The sequence below is a fragment of the Actinobaculum sp. oral taxon 183 str. F0552 genome (genome assembly GCF_000466165.1).
In the GTDB taxonomy this organism is placed as follows: domain Bacteria; phylum Actinomycetota; class Actinomycetes; order Actinomycetales; family Actinomycetaceae; genus Peptidiphaga.
Genome location: NZ_KE951409.1, coordinates 3,252 through 20,273, shown reverse-complemented (window position 1 = coordinate 20,273; position 17,022 = coordinate 3,252). Strand labels below are relative to the sequence as shown.

Below are 17,022 nucleotides of genomic sequence, written 5' to 3'. Positions count from 1 at the left end.
GCCGGGGCGAGGCGACGTCGCGATATCCGCGGGAAGCCCGCCGGATTCGACGGAAGTGCGCGCAGCCTGTGCGCGGCGAACGGGCTACGCGACCCTGAGCCTCATCAGCAGATCGGTTTGGTCGTCGTCGCCGACTGTGAACACGTGCGATCCGAATACCGCGAAGCCCATGTGCTCGTAGAATGCCAGCGCCTGTCGGTTGTGCTCCCAGACGCCGAGCCAGACGGTGCCCAGTCCGCGGGTTCTCGCCTCGTCGATGGCTTTCTCGATCATCGCCCGCCCTATGCCCAAGCTTTTGAACTTACGCAGGATGTAAACGCGCTCGACCTCCAGCGCATCCGGGCCCATGGCCTCGTTCTGCGCCTCCTCCGTGTTCACCTTGAGGTATCCGGCCGTTTCGTCGCCGACGCGGGCGAAGAAAAAATGTGATTTCGGATTGGCCAGTTCTCCCGCGAGCACGTCCGGGGTGAATGCCCGCCGTATGTAGGAGTCGAGGTTCTCCGCACTGTTGTACTCAGCATGGGTCTCCGTGAAAGTCGCGGCGCCTATGGCGTTCAGCTCTTCGACGTCGTCGATCGTGCAGGGAATCAGGTCAACGGCCACCGCGGCGTCCTCCGGCTGCGGTGCCGGCACTCGCGCGGCGTCGTTCGAACGCATGGCGTCACCGTATCAGAAGCGCTCAGCCCGGACTCGTCTCGGTTCGATGTCCGGTCGAAGGCGAATGGGAATTGTGGCGTAGACTATACCCATGAAAACAGAATCCTCACCTCGCCCTGTTTACCGCCGCTGGTGGTTCATTCTCATTGTCGCCATTATCGCCATCGTCGTCGTCAATAAAATAATGGATGACAATAAAAACAAGGTTTCAACTCCCGCTTCGGGAAAGGAGACGTCTGAGGCGAATCCAGCACCTTCCGTCGATGTCGACGCAGCGACGCTGATTAAAGCCTACAAAGAGAATGAACTAGGGGCCGATAAACAGTACAAAGGAAAATCACTCAAAATATCCGGAACATTCGATCACACATCTGATGTTCTCAACCACAAAGTGGTGTGGATAAGCGACGGATCAGAGTTTCCCGTCACGCAAATAGCCTGTACTATTAGCGATTCCCAGGTAGACAAAGCTGCAGCCCTCAAAAAGGGCCAGCCGATCACCGTAACCGGAAAGGGCGGAGGCTTCGACGGGTTGTCCGTTGACGTCAAAAACTGCGCGCTCAACTGAGCGCAACGCTGACCGACTCTGATATCGCATCGTTCAGCCCCGGGTTTCCTCCCGGGGTTGAACGCTTCACAGCGGCACGGTCAACGCCTAGCCATCGGCCGGACAGATCGGCACAAGCGGATGACCAAGATCAGCGACTACGAGGATCACCTTATTGCCTCACTACTGCCCGAACAAGAGGCGATCGCCGCCTAAACTGGTGGCCGAAGTCAAAACTGGAGATCGTCCTGGGCACTGCCTCAACGGCGATCCGGGTGATGAGTTCGGATCATGAACACGAATTTCAGCGCGGCGGGCGTTGACCGATCCACCATGATCTGTGACCTGCGTCATGTGGCGCACGAATGCGTCACTGCGTTAAGCTGACACTACGACGAGCCACCGTTGTGGGGCGTTGTCTGCCGGGGCCCTGAGGGGCCCCGAGCTTCTTCAGGGAATCCATTTTCTCTCATGGTAAAGCGGGCCGAAGTCGCGGAGGATGGCCGACGCTGCTCGGGCAGCCCGTGGTGAGTTGCCAGGCTGTGGTTCTTTGACTCGGCGGTATATGTAAGCAAGAAGGTCTGCGGCTTGAATCCCGCGATTGTCCTGCGAATCATTCCAGGCAATCGGTTGGCTTATCCGCTCCAAACGACTCGATCGGTAACCCGGGGTTCCTACTCGCGTATACCCCCCGATCGCCTCCTGAAAATCACGATGTCGGTCAATCAAATCGGCGGTGATGCTACATGACTCTCTCCTTGACTGACACGTTAGATTGTCGATTCTTTCCAGAAGATGTCTCAATGTGATCTCGTAAGGCGAATCAGGATATTTGTACCGTCGATTCAGCCGAACCACGTCCAAGCCTTCCACCAGAAGATAGGCACCGCACTTTCTGATCGCACGAGCCGCGGCACGATACAAAGCAACCGCTTCGTGGACCTGCCCGCGGAAGCACTCCCATGGGGCAAGCCCGTGCATCATCCTATGAGCATGCAATTCCGTTGTGATGGGAATATTGAACTTTTCATGTGCATGTGCAACAACGGATTCTAAATTTCTCACCAAAATATTGTATCGTTGATCGTCAAGAACTATAGCAGCCATATAGTAATCGTTTTTCCCATAACTTTCATCGAGGAATGCGTGAAAACGATTTTTTATCATGGATCTATGGTACCACGCAGAGAAAGTTCTCTATGTGCGCAAAAAATCTTCTCGAGGAATAAATATTTTTAACGAACCACGCTATCGGCTTGACAGTTGCCCAGTATCTTTCCGTCACGGGTGAGACTCGGGCGGAGCTCGGCGAGCTTTTGGGTATTGCCGGGGCGAATGTTTCCAGTCGTCTTCATGGGAAGGCGAGGTGGACGGCGGAGGATTTGTTCCGGATTGCCGATCATTTCGGCGTGTGCGTCGATGATGTGAGGCCGGCCGCGAATGGTGATGGGACGTGGGTGCCGGCGCCGTTCCGGCTGGGGGTAGGTCGGTCTGGTGCGGCGGGTGTGGGGGTGTCGAGCCACCTGAGAGAATCGAACTCTCGACCTATTCATTACGAGTGAATCGCTCTGCCGACTGAGCTAAGGTGGCGCGTCGCTCTCGCGACCTCGGATATCCTATCGAGGCAGCCGCTCGCCCGCAAACCTGGAGCAGCGGGGCTGAAGCCGGGCATCGCGGCAGCCGGCGGACTAGGCTGGGCAGGTCAGGCCGTCTTTGGGGGCTCTGCCCGTCAGCAGATACCGGTCGAGCGGTTTTTGAATGCACGCTCCGGCCCGCGAATAGGCGGTGTGCCCTTCGCCCTCCCACGTCACGAGGACCGAGTTCTCCAGGTCTCTGTGAAGGGCATTGGCCCAGGCGTACGGCGTGGCCGGGTCGTTGCGGGTTCCCACCACGACGATCGACGCCGAGCCCTTCGCCTTGTACGGCCCGACGGCCTTCTTCGGGCGATAGGGCCACAGGGAGCACAGGTCCGTCCCCTCGGTGAGCGACGAACCGAACACGGGGGCATTCGCCTTCGCCTGCTCGGACAGCTTCTTGTACTCGTCCGGCGAGCTGGCGGGATAGTCGGCGCAGTTGATGGCCCGGTTCGCCTCGGAGGAGTTGTCGGAGAAGGAGCCGTCCGGTTCGCGGCTGTTGTACAGGTCCGCAACCCGCTGGAACACTGCGCCGTTGTCCCTCTGTATCACCTGTTCGAAGGCCTGGGTCAGAGTCGGCCACGTGGCGTTGCTGTAGAGCATGCCGATGATCCCCGTGAAGAGCATCGAGTCGTTGAGGGGGCGTGCGGGATCCGTCGTCTTGAACGGGGTTTTCTTGGCGGTCTCCAAAAGCGAGCGGACTTTCTGGCGGGCCTGGTCGACGGTCGAGCCGAGCACGCATCTGCCCGAATCGACGCAGGATTTGGCGTAGCGCTTGAGGACGGTCTCGAAGCCGAGGGTCTGGTCATAGGCGTGCTGCGCTCCGGAGCGTGTGACGTCGACCGCGCCGTCGAGGATCATACGGCCGACATTCTTGGGGAAGAGCTCGGCGTACTGGCCGCCGAGGGAGGTGCCGTAGGAGAAGCCCACGTAGTTGAATTTGGGATCGCCGACGAGCTGGCGCATGACGTCCATGTCGCGCGCCGCCGACTCCGTGCCGACGAAGGGCAGGAGTTCGCCGGATTTCTCCTCGCAGGCCTTGGCGAACGCCTTGAGCGCGACCTGTTCCTTCTTGGCCTGCTCGGGGTCGGACAGGTCGAAGGAGGAGTCGAGGAACTTGCCGAGGTCGTCGTCGTCATAGCACTGTACCGCGGTGGACTCGCCGACCCCTCGGGGGTCGAACCCCACGATGTCGTACTTCTCCCGGATGCCATCGCTGAAATAGGTGTTGGCCCGGCCGGCCATGTCTATTCCGGAGGCGCCGGGCCCTCCGGGGTTGACGAAGAGCGTCCCCATCGGCTTCTTGCCCGTGGCGGGCATCTTCGCCATCGCGATGGTGATCGTCTTGCCCTTCGGCTTCGTGTAGTCGAGGGGGACCTTGACCTGTGCGCATCGCAAGTCGCCGTTCTTGCCCTTCTTGCACGATTTCCAGGTCACCTTCTGCTTGTAGAAGGCATCGAGGCCCTTCGGGATCGCCGGCCCTCCGGAGGCCCAGTCCTCATTCGACGAGGACGACGACAGCGAGCAGCCCGACACGACGAGAGCCGTCACAGCCACAAGGGCTGTGCATGGTTTGAAGAATCTCACCCTCTAAAACTAGCCGAAGCGTCTGCTCCGCGCACGACGAGGCGGCGTCCGGCGTCGCTACGTCGACATCGACCGGAGGCGGTCCGCTCCGGGCACAACGCGGCGGCGTGTTCTCGAACCGATGGCTGCCATAGCGTGCCGGACCGGCCTGCTCCGCGGGGCGGCCGGCGCGGGCCCCGGGGCGAGGGATTCCTCACGTCGCCGCGGTCGAGGGGAGGGGCGAACGCCCCTATGGCGATGGCCCGACTGGCCTGACTCGCGCGCTCCCCGCAACGAACGCCCCCTATCCCTGGGGGCGAAGGGCGACCATCATCGCCTCGAGCACGAGCAGGGGGGCGACGTTTCCGCCCAGGCGCGTGCGCGCCTGGGCTATGGCGTCCATCCGCCGCACGGACTGCCCCGGGTCCGATTCGGCGGCGACGGCGCGGATCCCCTCGTCGAAATCCTGGTTGACGAGGTCGACGCCCGCGCCGAGCTGGACCGTGAGGACGTCGCGGTAGAGGGAGAGGAGATCGATCATCGCCCGGTCGAGTTCGTCTCGCTGGGCGCGAGTGGTGCGCCTTTTCTGGTTCTCCGCCAGCTCTCGCAGCTGAGCGCGGGCGGCGGGCGGGATCCTCGCGCCCTCGCCGATGCCGAGGGTCCGTTTGAGCTCGGCCTCCTCGCGTTCGAAGCGATCCCCCGTCGCCTTCTTCGCCGCTGCGACGGCTTGGGCGTGCACGCGGTGAGCGGCGAGGACGGCGTCCGCGGTCCCCCGGATCGCGAGCGCCTCGCCGATGAGCAGATCCCGTTCCCGGCGCACGGCCGAGTCGGTGGCCAACGCGCGGGCCCGGCCGACGTGGGACTGAGCGGCTCGGGCGGCGCGCAGGGCCTCCTCGGGTGCGACGCCGTCGCGGCGGACCAGCAGCGCGGCGACGTCGGAGGCGGGCGGCACGGCCAGCGCGACGCCCCTGCACCGGGAGCGGATCGTCGTCATGACGTCTTCGGGAGAGGGCGTGCACAGCATCCACACGGTGAACGGCGGCGGCTCTTCGATGGCTTTCAGGAGGACGTTGGTCGTGCGTTCGGCCATGCGATCGGCGTCCTCGACGATGACGACCCGCCAAGCGCCCGATCCGGGCGAGACGAACGACCGGCCGACGAGGTCGCGGGTCTGGTCGACCGTGATGACGACGCCCTCGGTGGCCACGTGTTCGACGTCGGGGTGCTTGCCTTCCATCACGGTGCGGCAGGCTCGGCACCGCCCGCACCCGGGTGCGGGACCGGTGCACTGGAGCGCGGCGGCGAAGGCCCGAGCTACCAGCGAACGCCCCGAGCCCGGGGGGCCGGTGATGAGCCAGGCCTGGCTCATGGCCGAGTCGCGGTCCGCTTCGCCGTCCGTCGTTCGTTCGGCGAGGTCGCGCGCCGCGATAGCCGCGCGTTCGAGCTGTGCGCGGACGGCCGCCTGGCCGACGAGATCGTCGAAGACGCTCATCACGGCGCCCTCCGCCCTCCGGCCGCTTCGCCGCCGAGCAGCCGGGCGGCCACGCGCTCGCGGACGATCCCGGCGATCTCGTCGATGCCCTTCCGAGCGTCGACGACGAGCCACCGTTCGGGTTCGGCCTCGGCGAAGGCTCGGTATTCGCGGCGGACGGCCTCGTGGAACTCCGGCCCGGCGGCCTCGATCCGGTCGGCGGTGCCCCCCAGGCGCCCGGCGATGTCCCCGGTGGGCAGGTCGAGGAAGACGGTCAGGTCCGGGATCAGGGATTCGGTCGCCCACATCGACAGTTCGCGCACTTCGTCCTTCCCGAGCGAGCGAGCGGCCCCCTGGTAGGCGACCGAGGAGTCGACGTACCTGTCCGCGACTACGACGTCGCCGCGGTCGAGGGCCGGGCGGATGACCGTGGCCACGTCGTGGGCGCGGTCGGCGGCGTACAGGAGCGCTTCGGCTCTGGGTGACACTTCGCCTCCGTGCAGCAGCAGGCGGCGGATGTGGCGTCCGAGCTCGGTGCCGCCGGGCTCGCGCGTCTCCACGACGCCGTGGCCTCGCTCGCGCAGCCACTCGGCGAGGAGCCGCACCTGGGTCGTCTTGCCGGCGCCGTCGCCGCCCTCGAAGGTCACGAAGAGGCCCATGTCAGGCATCCGCATCCGAGCCGGGCCCGGCCTCAGGCGCCGCCGGAGAAGAGGAGCCCGAAGAAGACGGGCTCGAAGGGGTCGAGGCCTTCTTCGCCTGGGACGACGCCGCCGATGGCTTCTTTTTGGCGGACTTCTTCTTGGCGGGCTGCTTCTCGGCCGCTTCCCCCGCAGTCGCAGAGGCGGCTTTAGAGGAGGCGGCCTTGGATGCCTCGGAACCTGTCTTCGCCGAGGAGGCGGAACCGCCGGATTTCCCCTCCCCCGCCTTCTTCGCGGACGCCTTCTTCGCGGAGGCTTTCTTCGTGGAGGCTTTCTTGGCTGCGGTCTTCCTCTTCTTCGCCGGCCCCTTGGCGCGACGATCGGCCAGGAGCTCGAAGGCGCGCTCGGGGGTGATCGTGAGCGGGTCGTCGTCCCGGCGCAACGAGGCGTTGGTCGTCCCGTCGGTCACATACGGGCCGAAGCGGCCGTCTTTGAGCAGGACGGTGACCCCTGTGACCGGATCGGCGCCCAGCTCGCGCAGGGGCTCCTTCTGGGCGGCGCCGCGCCGCCGCTTCGGCTGGGCGAACAGCTCTTGCGCCTCCTGGAGGGTGACGGTGAAGATCTGCGCCTCGCTCTCCAGCGACCGCGAATCCTTGCCGCGCTTGAGGTAGGGACCGTAGCGGCCGTTGTTCGCCAGGACCGGCTCATCGCCGTCGTAGCCGACCGTGCGCGGCAGGGACAGGAGCTTGAGCGCGTCGTCGAGCGTCACGGTCTCAAGGCTCATGGACGACAGCAGTGAGGCGGTCCGCGGTTTGGGCGGCCTCTTCGACGGGCGGCCCGTCGGGGTCAACGCCACCTCGCCCTCCCGGACGACGTCGGTGACGTAGGGCCCGAAACGGCCGGCCTTCGCCAGAACCCTGCGCCCGGTCTCGGGGTCGACGCCGAGCTCGCGGCCGTCGAAGCTGCTGGCTGCCAGAAGCTCCCTCGCCCTGTCGGGCGTCAGCTCGTCGGGGGCCAGGGAGTCGGGAACCGAGGCGTTGCGCGGTTCGCCGTCGCCGGACGCCTGGAGGTACGGTCCGTAGCGGCCGACCCGCAGGACGATCCCCTCCCCCAGGTCGATCGAGTTGACGGCTTTGGCGTCGATGTCCTCCAGGCTGCCGACCTGGCCCTCCAGCCCCATCCGCTGCCCGTCTCCCCGCCAGAATCGGGACAGGTAGTCGACCCTGTCCTCCCGGCCGGAGGCGATGCGGTCCAGTTCGGTCTCCATGGCGGCGGTGAAGTCGAAGTCGACGAGCTCGGGCAGATTCTCCTCCAGCAGGCGCACCACGGAGAACGCCGTCCACGTCGGCACGAGCGCCTGGCCGCGATGGTCGACGTAGCCGCGGTCGCCGATCGTGGCGATCGTCGTGGCGTAGGTCGAGGGGCGGCCGATGCCCAGGTCCTCCATCTTCTTCACGAGCGAGGCCTCCGTGTACCGCGGCGGGGGCTGGGTCTCGTGGCCGTCGGCGTCCGCCTGGGAGACTCCGAGGCCTTCGTCGCGCTCGAGGTCGGGGAGGCGGGCGTCCTGGGAGCCGTCCTCGTAGCGCTTGGCGTCGCGGGATTCCTGGTAGGCGGCCATGAAGCCGGGGAAGGTGATGATCGTCCCGGAGGCGGCGAACTGGACGGCCGCCGCCCCGGCCGCCCCGCCGACGGGGACGTCCACCCGCACGGAGGCCGTCCGGCCGCGGGCGTCGGCCATCTGCGAGGCGACGGTCCGCTTCCAGATGAGCTCGTACAGGGCGAATTGGCGGTCGTTGAGCGAGGACTTGACAGTGGCGGGCGTGCGGAAGTGATCGCCCGCGGGCCGGATCGCCTCGTGGGCCTCCTGCGCGCCCTTCGAGGTGGTCGAGTACAGCCGGGGCTTGGCCGGAAGGTAGTCTTCGCCGAATATCTCGCCGATCTGGGTGCGCGCCGCCTCGACCGCCTGGTCGGACAGGTTCGTCGAGTCCGTCCGCATGTACGTGATGTAGCCGTTCTCGTAGAGCGCCTGGGCCGTGCGCATCGCGTCGCGGGCGCCCATCCGCAGCTTGCGCGACGCCTCCTGCTGGAGGGTGGACGTCGTGAACGGCGGGGCCGGCCGGCGCGTGTACGGTTTGGACTCGACGGAGGCGACCGTGGCCGCGGCGTCCGCGACCGCGCCGGCGATCGCCTCGGCCTCGGCCTGGCCGAGGGCCCGCGCGTCCTTCTTGACCAGGGCGCCGCGGTCGTCGAAGTCCTTCCCCGTGGCGATGCGGGTCCCGTCCACGGACACGAGCTTGGCGTCGAAGCCCTCCGCGCCCTTGACGAACGTGGCCGTCACATCCCAGTAGGAAGCCGCCTGGAAGGCCATGCGCTCGCGCTCGCGCTGGACGACGAGGCGGGTGGCCACGGACTGGACTCGGCCCGCCGACAGGCCCGGTGCCACCTTGCGCCACAGGAGCGGGGAGACTTCATAGCCGACGAGACGGTCGAGGATGCGCCGCGACTCTTGCGCGTCGACCAGCTTCATGTCGATCTGGCGCGGATTGTCCAGGGCGCGGGCTATGGCTTCGGGAGTGATCTCATGGAAGGCCATTCGCTTGACCGGGACCTTGGGCTTGAGCACCTCGTACAGGTGCCAGGCGATCGCCTCCCCCTCGCGGTCCTCGTCGGTGGCCAGGAGGAGCTCGTCGGAGGACTTCAGGAGTCTGCGCAGCTCGGCGACGATCTTCTTCTTGTCCGAATCGACGACGTAGTAGGGCTCGAAGCCGTTGTCCACGTCCACCGAGAACTTGCCGAACGGGCCCTTCTTCATGTCGGCGGGCAGCTCGGAGGGCTGCGGCAGATCCCGGATATGACCGATCGAGGCCTCGACGGCATAGCCCGCCCCGAGATAGCCGCCGATCGTGCGCGCCTTGGCAGGGGATTCGACAATCACGAGTTTGGTCACGCTGGGTCCTTAACTACTGTGAGGGTTCGGGGTCACCATACGCCGTGGAAAGGTTCCGTGCCATTTTCGTGCTCACAGTGTCCACGGCGATGCCCGGCCCGCGAACCCGCCTCCGGCTCCTGCCGGGCTGCGCCACCGGCGACACGGCGGCGGCGGGCTGGTGCGCCCGCCCGTTTGTGAGGTTGGGCCGAGCGTGCATTAAGGTTGGGTGCGGCATAGCGACATCGTCATATCCGCAGGGGAGCAATGACCGATTTATCAGGGCAAACGGACGCGACACGCGAAGGCGTAGTCCTCGTGGCACTCGGCAGTCCGGTTGCCCCGACCGAGGAGGCCATCGGCGACTTCCTCTCGGAGTTCCTCTCCGACCCACGCGTCGTGGACCTTCCGCGGGCGTTGTGGCTGCCCATCCTGAACGGCCCGGTCCTCAGGAGACGCCCCGCCAGGGTCCTCGGGCAGTACGAGGGAATCTGGACGGAGGAGGGCTCTCCGCTGCGCGTCCACACGCGGGCCCAGGGCGAGGCTCTGGCCCGCCTGCTGCCCGGACGCGACGTGCGCGTCGCCTACCAGTACGGGTCGCCGAACGTGGCCGACGTCTTCCTGGACCTCGCGCGCAGCTGCGACGTCGTCACCGTCCTGCCCGCCTACCCGCATTTCGCTCCGGCGACGGTGGGGTCCATCGCCGACCGCGTCCGCGAGTGCGCCGGCCTGGCCGCCGCCGAGGGGCACAGGCCGCGCATCAGGGCCGCCCGCTCCTGGCCGAGTCTGGCCGGCTACGTCGACTGGCACGCCGGGCGGATCCTCGAGGAGGTCTCCCGGGAGGGCGTCGACCTCGTCGTCTTCTCATGGCACGGCGTCCCCCTGCGCAAGGCCCACGGGGCCGCTCGGTACCGAGCGGAGTGCCACGCCACGGCCTCGGCAGTCATGGAACGGGTCGAGGCGCAGGGGTGCACGGTGGCCTGGGAGGAGACCTTCCAGTCGAAGTTCGGCCCCGGACGCTGGCTGGCCCCCGCGACGATCGACACGATGGCTGCGCTCCCAGGGCGGGGCGTGCGCAGCGTCCTCGTGACCAATCCGGGATTCCTGGCCGACTGCCTGGAGACGGTCTACGAGATGGACGTCTTGAACGCCGGCGTCTTCCGACAGGCCGGCGGAGTGTCCTTCCGCCGCATCGCGCCGCCCGACGCCGAGTCCGCAGCCCGCTTCCTCGCCCAGGTGCGCGGCGCTCTCACGCCCGCCTCAGGACGCCCAGCCCGATGAGCTCCCGGAGGGCCGGGAAGACCTCGTCGCGCACCGACGAGGGATCCTGCTCGAGGAGGTCGGCGACCGTGTCGATGAGGATGCCGACGCTCAGCTCCCCGTCGCACGCCCCCACGACGGCGGCGACCGCGCTGGTGACCTGGAGCTCGGAGGCGAAACCGCCCGTCTGGGCGAGCTTGAGCATGAACGGGCTGTCCTTGCCCGGCGTGTGGAGGCGGTGCTCGATCCCCCTGGCCACGAGGTGCTTGCGCGCGAGCTCGGCGTCAGAGCACATCATCAGCTCGCGATTGGCCCACACCAGTTCGGCGAACGCGTTGAGGTTGGCGGGGGCCGGTCCGGTGACTTCCTCGAAGCGCCGCCACGGACCCCGCGGCAGGCCGTCGTCGTTGCCGACGCACATGTAGCCGAGCCCGACGCCGGTCACCCCGCGCCTGGCGAAGTCGGCCAGCCAGGCCTCGTAGACGGGCTCGTAGACGACGTCGCGGGCCAGGATGCCGCCGTCGCGCAGCCACATCTCGATGTACTCGGGCGGGTCGAGCCGTTCGCGCTGGATCACCCACGCGTCGAGCTTCCCCTGATCCAGCCAGGCTGCCGGGCTCTCGGACCATTCCCCGCGGATCTCCCAGTTGCCCAGGATCCAGGCGCGCCCGCCGAGGGCGAGGACCCGGTCGAGGCCGCCGACGAGCTCGGCGAGCATCGCGTCCCCCACGCGGCCGTTGTCGCGGTAGTCGTAGCGTTCCAGGCGCACGTTCTGCGGAGTGATGACGAACGGAGGATTGGACACGACGACGTCGTAGCGCCCGTCGGCCGGCTCGAGCAGGGAGCCTTCGCGCAGGTCGAGGGAGACGCCGGCCAGGGCCGCATTGAACTCGGCGTAGGAGAGGGCCTTCTTCGACACGTCCGTGGCGGTGACGCGCGCGCCCGACAGGGCCGCGAAGATGGCGTGGACGCCGCAGCCGGTGCCCACGTCCAGCACCCGCGACCCCGGCCAGTAGGTGGCCAGGGAGGCGAGGGTCCGCGTCGCCCCGCCCACGTGCATGACGTGATCGGGCCTGGGCGTCACGCCCGCGAGCTCGCCCCAGTCGGAGGCGATGAGCACGTCCTGTCGGCCGGCGTCCTTGCCGACGAGCGCGGGGATCGGCAGGTGCGACGGGATCGCCGTGGGCACGACCTGGAAACGCGCCCGGCCGCCTTTGAGCAGTTCGTCACGCAGGGCGGCGCTGGCGGACACGGACGGCAGAGCCTCGTCGATGAGCTCGGCCTCGACCTCGTCTCCCAGGAGGAACAGCCGGACGTGGACGGCCAGGCGGGCCTTCCTCCCTCCCGAGCGCGAGACCTCGCGAGCCTTGACGAGGCCCGGCACCCGCCGCTCCCGGCGCACGGCCCCCATCGCGGCGGGACCCAACAGCTCCTCCACCGCCGCGAGGGTGTACTCCGCGAGGTCCGCGCGGAGAGCGGGCGCGAGCTCTGCCGTCAGGAGAAAGGCCATGCATCAAGGTTACGTGAAAGCCGCGACGCCGCGCCCGGCGGATTCGGCCGAACCGGCATACACTTGCAGACGTGCCCCATGCCCCTCGCGATACCCGCTCCCGCATCCTGGCGGTCCTGCTCTCAGCCCTGTTCATGTCCCTCCTGTCGGTCAGCATCGTCAACGTGGCCCTCCCGTCGATCCAGACGAGCCTGAACGCCTCGAACTCGGCGATCCAATGGGCGCTCTCGGGGTACTCGCTCGCCCTGGGCGTCATCATGGTGGCGGCCGGCCGGGCCGGCGACATCCTCGGCCGCGGCCGGATCTTCCTGGCCGGGGTGGTCGTCTTCGGCCTCGCCTCGGCCGTCTCCGCGCTCGCGCCGGACGCGACGGTCCTCGACGTCGGCCGTTTCTTCATGGGCTTCGGAGCAGGCCTGTTCACACCGCAGGTCGGCGGCCTCATCCAAGAGCACTTCCGGGGATTCGAACGGGCGCGCGCCTTCGGCGCCTTCGGAGCCGTCGTCGGGGTCGCCGTGGGGATCGGCCCCACGTTCGGAGGGTTCCTCATCGGCGCCCTCCCCGGCGAGCTCGGGTGGCGGATGACCGTGGGAGTCAACGTGCCCGTGGCGGTCGCGGTCGTCGTCCTCGGCTGTATGTGGATCCCCCGCGACGACGGCGATCGCAACCGAGAGCATCTCCTGCGCAGGCTCGACCCGGTGGGGGCCGCGCTCCTGGGCGTCGCGATCGTCGGCGTCATGCTGCCGTTCATGCTCGCCTCGCAGAAGCCGTGGGCCTGGTGGTTCCTGCCGGGAGGCCTGGCGACGCTGGCCGTGTGGTGGGGCTGGGAGCTCGCACTGTCGCATCGCGGGCGGGGCGAGGCTATGGTCGATCCGAGCCTGTTCCGCATCCCGAGCTTCACCCTGGGGTCGGCGATGATCACCGTGTTCTTCGCGGGGATGACATCGGTCATGGTGATCGAGGCGCTCTTCATCCAGCGAGGCCTCGGCCGGTCCGCGCTCGTCTCCGGGCTCGTGGTCCTGCCGGCCGCCCTGGCGCAGGTCTACTCCGCGCCGCTCGCGGGCAGGCTCGTGCGGACGTGGGGCCGGAAGGTCGTCGTGTGGGGCCTGTGGATCAACGTCCTCGGCCTGGCGTTGATCGGGGCGGTGGCGCTGCTCCTGACGGACGGGGGAAGCGTGTGGTGGCTGGTCCCGGCCTCGTTGCCCCTGGGCTTCGGGAACGGATGGGTGGCCTCGCCGAATCAGGCGCTGACGCTGCGCGAGGTGCCGGTGTCCACGGGAGGGACCGCCTCGGGCATCATGCAGACGGGGCAGCGCATCGCGACCGCGGTGGGGAGCGCGGCGGTGACCGGCATCTTCTTCCACAACGTCTCCGACGGGTATCCTCGCGCCTTAGTCTTGAGCTTCACGGTCATCTGCGGATTCATGGTCGCGGCGCTCGCGCTCTCCTATGTGGACGAGCGGCTCGCTCGAGGCACCTCCCTCTTCGACGACGTCGGCGACGGCGGTTTGGACGGCAAGGACTAGGCAGGGGCCTTGCGCCTGGATCCGTCGATTCCGGACGTCCCCATTTTCCGCAGGGTTGCGGGCCCGGCTGGGAAGAGGGTTTCGCCCGGGACCTCAGCGCAGTCCGTACAGCCAGGCCGCGACGATCAGGCGCTGGGCGCAGTCGGGATCGCCTCCGTACGCGTCCTCGAGCGCCGCAGCGTAGGCCTCCTGTTGGAAGGTGCCGTACGCGCCGGGGCCGGCCGCTGTCAGGGCGGCGGGAACGTGGGCCCTGAGCCTCGCCGCGGCGGCATCCACGTCGAACCCTCGGTGCGTGGCGATCTCAGCGCGTTGAAGATGCCGGGTCAGGCATTCCAGCGAGTGGGATCGGCAGGCTACGGCGTCCTCCGCCGCCGCGACGAGTTTGCCGACGGGCTGAGCGAGCATGACCCGCTCGGGGAAGGAGACAGCGTCCGGGTACGGCAGGCCGGCCAGCAGGGCGTGATAGCGGGCTTCGTCATGCATCGAGATCACCCACGATCGAGGCGACGACGCGGTCCACGGCCACACGCTGGCCTTCGATCGCCCGCGCGATGGGGCCGACGACGCGTTTGCACAGCGGTCCGACGGTGTAGACGCGCCGTCCCAGTTCGCAGTTCCGGCGCGGTCCGGCCCCCACCGTCACGCCGAGGCCGACGACGTCGGCCTCGGGGACGAGCCCGAAGCAGGGAACGATCATGTCGTGGTCGATCCCCTCGCGCCGGCCGTCCCTGTCGAGGCAGGCGACGCCGCCGGCGTCGACCAGGCGGGCCCGGTTGAGGATGTCCAGCCGTCCCCGGGCCTCGTAGGCCTCCAGCTTGTGGCGGAATTCGTGGATCACACTCGGCGCGAAGTCGAAGCGCGGATCCTCCGGGTGGTCGGCGTAGGCCAGTCGCCCCGACGGTTCGAAGAGGTCGGCGGTGAAATCGAGGCATTGGAAGTGCAGCTCGTCCGCCGGATACGCCAGGGTCACCCGCTTGCCCCGACGGAGCAGGGCGAGGGCCAGGGTCGCTGCGGACTGGCCGCCGCCGACCACGAGAACCCGCTCGGCTTCGGAGGAGAGCGCCGCATCGCCGTCCCATCGGACGACACGGGGGTCTCCGGTCTGCACGGCCGACGTCCCCTCGCCGGTGGCGAGGACCACCGCCCGGGCCCGGACGTTCCGGCCGGAGGAGAGCGCCGCGGCGAATCCGCCGCCGCTCTCGTCCACGGATTCCACGCGGTCGACGACGTGGCGTCCGTCCAGGCCGTGCGCGGCCACGGTGTGCCGGAGGTGTCCCTCGAAGACGTCCATGGGGACGATGGCGCGCAGGCCCGCCGTCGCCAAGCGGACCTGATCGCGCTCGTAGTCCTCGAGGACGTGCCAGTGGAGTTTGGCGAAGTCGAGCATGTCGAGGTCCGAGCTGGACTGGCACCCGACGTAGTGGGCGTAGGGCGAGCGCAGGGTCGTCTGACCGATCGCCCCGGTACGTTGGAGGAATCGCCGGCCGAGGTGCCGGGCAGGGTCGACGAGGAGGAAATCGATCCCGAGGTGGAAGAGGTGGGAGCCGAGGCTGACCCCCGCCAGGCCCCCGCCGACGATGAGCACGTCGGTGTCGCGGGGCGTGGCTTTGCCTTCCAGTTCCGGCCACGAGGCCACCGAGAGCCGGCGTCCCCGGGGGCTGTCGAGCAGATAGGAGGGCGGGACGAAGCGGTCGGAGAGCGCCGAGCCGCATCTAAAGTCGCGTTTCGACGGAGATGTAGACATCGTGAGCTGGGTCGAGGGCATAACCGTTCTCTATTTCGTCGAGGAAGTCGGATTCCGTGGGCAGCGAGATCGCCGATCGAGGGCGTCCGTGGCTGATGCGCAGCTGACGGCCCGAGATGCGGACGGCGTACTGCGCGAGGAAGGATTCGCCGGGGAACACTCGGCCTTCACGGAAGCCGAGGCGACAACGGTCAGAGCTCACGGCGCTTGCGGAGAATTGCGCGGAAACGCACGGACATTCGACGTCGTCTGCGAAACTGCCCTCCTTGTCTATGCTCATCGTCCACATCCCCCACACGATGCCGGAGAGATTGGTCTTCGTCTCAACGATTCTCCACGTGCCTCCGGCCGGGAGGACGAGCGTGGCCGTTACGGCCGCACTCGCGTCCATAGCGCCGGAGACGAACACGGTCCGCGTCTGCGGGAAAGCGGCCGCCGTCATCGGGACGTCCCGCGCGAGGACGCGTTCCGGGACTCCGAACGGGGAGGTGAGAATCGCCGCGTTTTGTTCCGTTTGTTCCGTCATTGCCGTGCCTTTCTCGATGCCTTCGAAGGCGCTTCCACCATATACACGCCGCACGGACCGCTCCGGGAGGACATCCGAACAGTGAGACGAAGGAGTGAGAACGTCTCAAATAGTGAGGCCCATCGTGTAGATGCCCTGGTGTATCTGAGACGGACTTCTGTGAAATCCGGGACTACCGGCATCCAACCCCGTGATGTCGCCGTTTCAACGGCGTGACCCGCCCCCGCGCGGCCCGCGCTTCTTGGCGGGCCGGTAGGCGGAGACGGTCGGGTCGTCGGCGATCCAGAACCGCCATGGGAAAGCCCGTCCATCGCCCCCGGGGCCGGCGACGCCGACCCTCGGACCGCAGCGCACACGGTCGGGACCGGGAACGTCGCCGCTCGAGCAGACGGCCAAGTGCAGCCGATCGCCCGGGCCGCCCAGACGGGAGCCGTCGTCTTCGCGGTCCAGGCCGAGGGCGGCTGCCAGGCGCGCAGGGCCGCGGGCCAGATCCCGGTCTTTGCGCGCCGCAGGCCGGCGACCGCGAGCCAAGTCCAGGCCTTCGACGACTTCCCCGGCCCGCAGGAGGACCGCGCGCGAGACGCCCGGACGCCCGCACACGATGTTGACGCAGTAGTGCATCCCGTAGGTGAAGTAGACGTAGACCGTCCCCGCCGCCTCGAACATCGACGCGTTGCGGGCCGTACGCCCGCGGAAGGCGTGCGATCCGGGGTCTGCCTCTCCGCAGTAGGCCTCGACTTCGCTCAGTCGCACGCCGACGGCCCCCTCGGGGGACGTGACGGTGAGCGTCGCGCCCAGCAGGCCGGGGGCGACCACGCGCGGGTCGTCTTCCAGAAGCCGGAGAAGGTCGGACGGGGACATCGCCGTCATTCTACGACGGACGATCCGCCTCCCGGCGCATCCCCTATCCCCATCGGTGAGCGGGCTCCACCCCGCGGGCGAGTCGTTGCCGACACCTACCCAGAAGCGCCGCCGGAGTCGTGGACCGGCAGTGGCGAATCCGAGCGCCAACCGCCGGTG

14 protein-coding genes and 1 tRNA gene are annotated in these 17,022 nt (G+C 67.8%); 3 read left to right on the top strand and 12 right to left on the bottom strand.

Annotated elements, in window-relative coordinates; genetic code table 11:
* Positions 1-84 precede the first annotated feature (84 nt).
* Positions 85-603, bottom strand: coding sequence for a GNAT family N-acetyltransferase (locus HMPREF0043_RS01820; RefSeq protein WP_040317633.1), 519 nt, complete (start codon positions 601-603; stop codon positions 85-87).
* A 145-nt stretch (positions 604-748) separates the two neighbouring features.
* On the opposite strand from HMPREF0043_RS01820, the gene HMPREF0043_RS10550 reads away from it, so the two are divergent.
* On the top strand, positions 749-1,225 hold the full coding sequence (locus tag HMPREF0043_RS10550; protein WP_021601098.1) for an OB-fold protein: 477 nt from the start codon (positions 749-751) through the stop codon (positions 1,223-1,225).
* A gap of 429 nt (positions 1,226-1,654) precedes the next feature.
* Here HMPREF0043_RS10550 and HMPREF0043_RS10545 read toward each other — a convergent pair whose 3' ends face one another.
* The 6 genes from HMPREF0043_RS10545 to topA all read right to left on the bottom strand — a co-directional run bounded on the left by HMPREF0043_RS10545 (position 1,655) and on the right by topA (position 9,460).
* Complete coding sequence (locus HMPREF0043_RS10545; protein ID WP_084432022.1) at positions 1,655-2,371, bottom strand: DUF3800 domain-containing protein; 717 nt, start codon at positions 2,369-2,371, stop codon at positions 1,655-1,657.
* A 350-nt stretch (positions 2,372-2,721) separates the two neighbouring features.
* A tRNA-Thr gene (locus HMPREF0043_RS01815) sits at positions 2,722-2,794 on the bottom strand.
* A 98-nt stretch (positions 2,795-2,892) separates the two neighbouring features.
* Positions 2,893-4,389: an alpha/beta hydrolase gene (locus HMPREF0043_RS01810; protein ID WP_051317386.1), complete on the bottom strand. Its 1,497-nt coding sequence runs from the start codon at positions 4,387-4,389 to the stop codon at positions 2,893-2,895.
* A gap of 319 nt (positions 4,390-4,708) precedes the next feature.
* Positions 4,709-5,896 carry a DNA polymerase III subunit delta' gene (locus HMPREF0043_RS01805; RefSeq protein ID WP_021601092.1) on the bottom strand — a complete coding sequence of 396 codons (1,188 nt, stop codon included), beginning with the start codon at positions 5,894-5,896 and terminating at the stop codon, positions 4,709-4,711.
* Positions 5,896-6,543 carry a dTMP kinase gene (tmk, locus tag HMPREF0043_RS01800; protein ID WP_040317621.1) on the bottom strand — a complete coding sequence of 216 codons (648 nt, stop codon included), beginning with the start codon at positions 6,541-6,543 and terminating at the stop codon, positions 5,896-5,898. Before tmk ends, HMPREF0043_RS01805 begins: the two co-directional genes overlap by 1 nt.
* On the bottom strand, positions 6,536-9,460 hold the full coding sequence (gene topA, locus HMPREF0043_RS01795; RefSeq protein ID WP_021601090.1) for a type I DNA topoisomerase: 2,925 nt from the start codon (positions 9,458-9,460) through the stop codon (positions 6,536-6,538). The genes tmk and topA overlap by 8 nt, the downstream gene beginning before the upstream one ends.
* Before the next feature lie 246 nt (positions 9,461-9,706).
* Here topA and hemH point away from each other — a divergent pair, with 246 nt between their 5' ends.
* A complete protein-coding gene (gene hemH, locus HMPREF0043_RS01790) occupies positions 9,707-10,720 on the top strand; it encodes a ferrochelatase (RefSeq protein ID WP_021601088.1) in 1,014 nt (337 codons plus the stop codon).
* On the opposite strand, the gene HMPREF0043_RS01785 is transcribed toward hemH, so the two are convergent.
* Entirely contained in the window at positions 10,689-12,209 is a 1,521-nt protein-coding gene (locus HMPREF0043_RS01785) for a DUF7059 domain-containing protein (RefSeq protein WP_021601087.1), read from the bottom strand. The genes hemH and HMPREF0043_RS01785 overlap by 32 nt on opposite strands.
* A gap of 71 nt (positions 12,210-12,280) precedes the next feature.
* Between HMPREF0043_RS01785 and HMPREF0043_RS01780 the strand changes: the two genes are divergently transcribed.
* Positions 12,281-13,732 (top strand): MFS transporter, encoded by a 1,452-nt coding sequence (locus HMPREF0043_RS01780; protein ID WP_021601086.1) that lies wholly within the window; start codon positions 12,281-12,283, stop codon positions 13,730-13,732.
* Between the two features lie 93 nt (positions 13,733-13,825).
* Here HMPREF0043_RS01780 and HMPREF0043_RS01775 read toward each other — a convergent pair whose 3' ends face one another.
* The 4 genes from HMPREF0043_RS01775 to HMPREF0043_RS01760 form a co-directional block, all read right to left on the bottom strand.
* Positions 13,826-14,215: a hypothetical protein gene (locus tag HMPREF0043_RS01775; protein ID WP_021601085.1), complete on the bottom strand. Its 390-nt coding sequence runs from the start codon at positions 14,213-14,215 to the stop codon at positions 13,826-13,828.
* On the bottom strand, positions 14,208-15,476 hold the full coding sequence (locus HMPREF0043_RS01770; RefSeq protein ID WP_198010261.1) for an FAD-dependent oxidoreductase: 1,269 nt from the start codon (positions 15,474-15,476) through the stop codon (positions 14,208-14,210). Before HMPREF0043_RS01770 ends, HMPREF0043_RS01775 begins: the two co-directional genes overlap by 8 nt.
* Positions 15,445-16,002, bottom strand: coding sequence for a DUF6423 family protein (locus HMPREF0043_RS01765; RefSeq protein ID WP_021601083.1), 558 nt, complete (start codon positions 16,000-16,002; stop codon positions 15,445-15,447). Before HMPREF0043_RS01765 ends, HMPREF0043_RS01770 begins: the two co-directional genes overlap by 32 nt.
* A gap of 204 nt (positions 16,003-16,206) precedes the next feature.
* Positions 16,207-16,863 carry a DNA-3-methyladenine glycosylase gene (locus HMPREF0043_RS01760; protein WP_232205986.1) on the bottom strand — a complete coding sequence of 219 codons (657 nt, stop codon included), beginning with the start codon at positions 16,861-16,863 and terminating at the stop codon, positions 16,207-16,209.
* Positions 16,864-17,022 lie beyond the last annotated feature (159 nt).

What these genes read in the sequence shown, in the direction of transcription:
- HMPREF0043_RS10550 (WP_021601098.1), top strand. Translation starts at nt 749, where the DNA reads ATGAAAACAGAATCCTCACCTCGCCCTGTTTACCGCCGCTGGTGGTTC.
- HMPREF0043_RS10545 (WP_084432022.1), bottom strand. Translation starts at nt 2,371, where the DNA reads ATGATAAAAAATCGTTTTCACGCATTCCTCGATGAAAGTTATGGGAAA.
- HMPREF0043_RS01805 (WP_021601092.1), bottom strand. Translation starts at nt 5,896, where the DNA reads ATGAGCGTCTTCGACGATCTCGTCGGCCAGGCGGCCGTCCGCGCACAG.
- tmk (WP_040317621.1), bottom strand. Translation starts at nt 6,543, where the DNA reads ATGCCTGACATGGGCCTCTTCGTGACCTTCGAGGGCGGCGACGGCGCC.
- hemH (WP_021601088.1), top strand. Translation starts at nt 9,707, where the DNA reads ATGACCGATTTATCAGGGCAAACGGACGCGACACGCGAAGGCGTAGTC.
- HMPREF0043_RS01785 (WP_021601087.1), bottom strand. Translation starts at nt 12,209, where the DNA reads ATGGCCTTTCTCCTGACGGCAGAGCTCGCGCCCGCTCTCCGCGCGGAC.
- HMPREF0043_RS01775 (WP_021601085.1), bottom strand. Translation starts at nt 14,215, where the DNA reads ATGCATGACGAAGCCCGCTATCACGCCCTGCTGGCCGGCCTGCCGTAC.
- HMPREF0043_RS01770 (WP_198010261.1), bottom strand. Translation starts at nt 15,476, where the DNA reads ATGTCTACATCTCCGTCGAAACGCGACTTTAGATGCGGCTCGGCGCTC.
- HMPREF0043_RS01765 (WP_021601083.1), bottom strand. Translation starts at nt 16,002, where the DNA reads ATGACGGAACAAACGGAACAAAACGCGGCGATTCTCACCTCCCCGTTC.
- HMPREF0043_RS01760 (WP_232205986.1), bottom strand. Translation starts at nt 16,863, where the DNA reads ATGTCCCCGTCCGACCTTCTCCGGCTTCTGGAAGACGACCCGCGCGTG.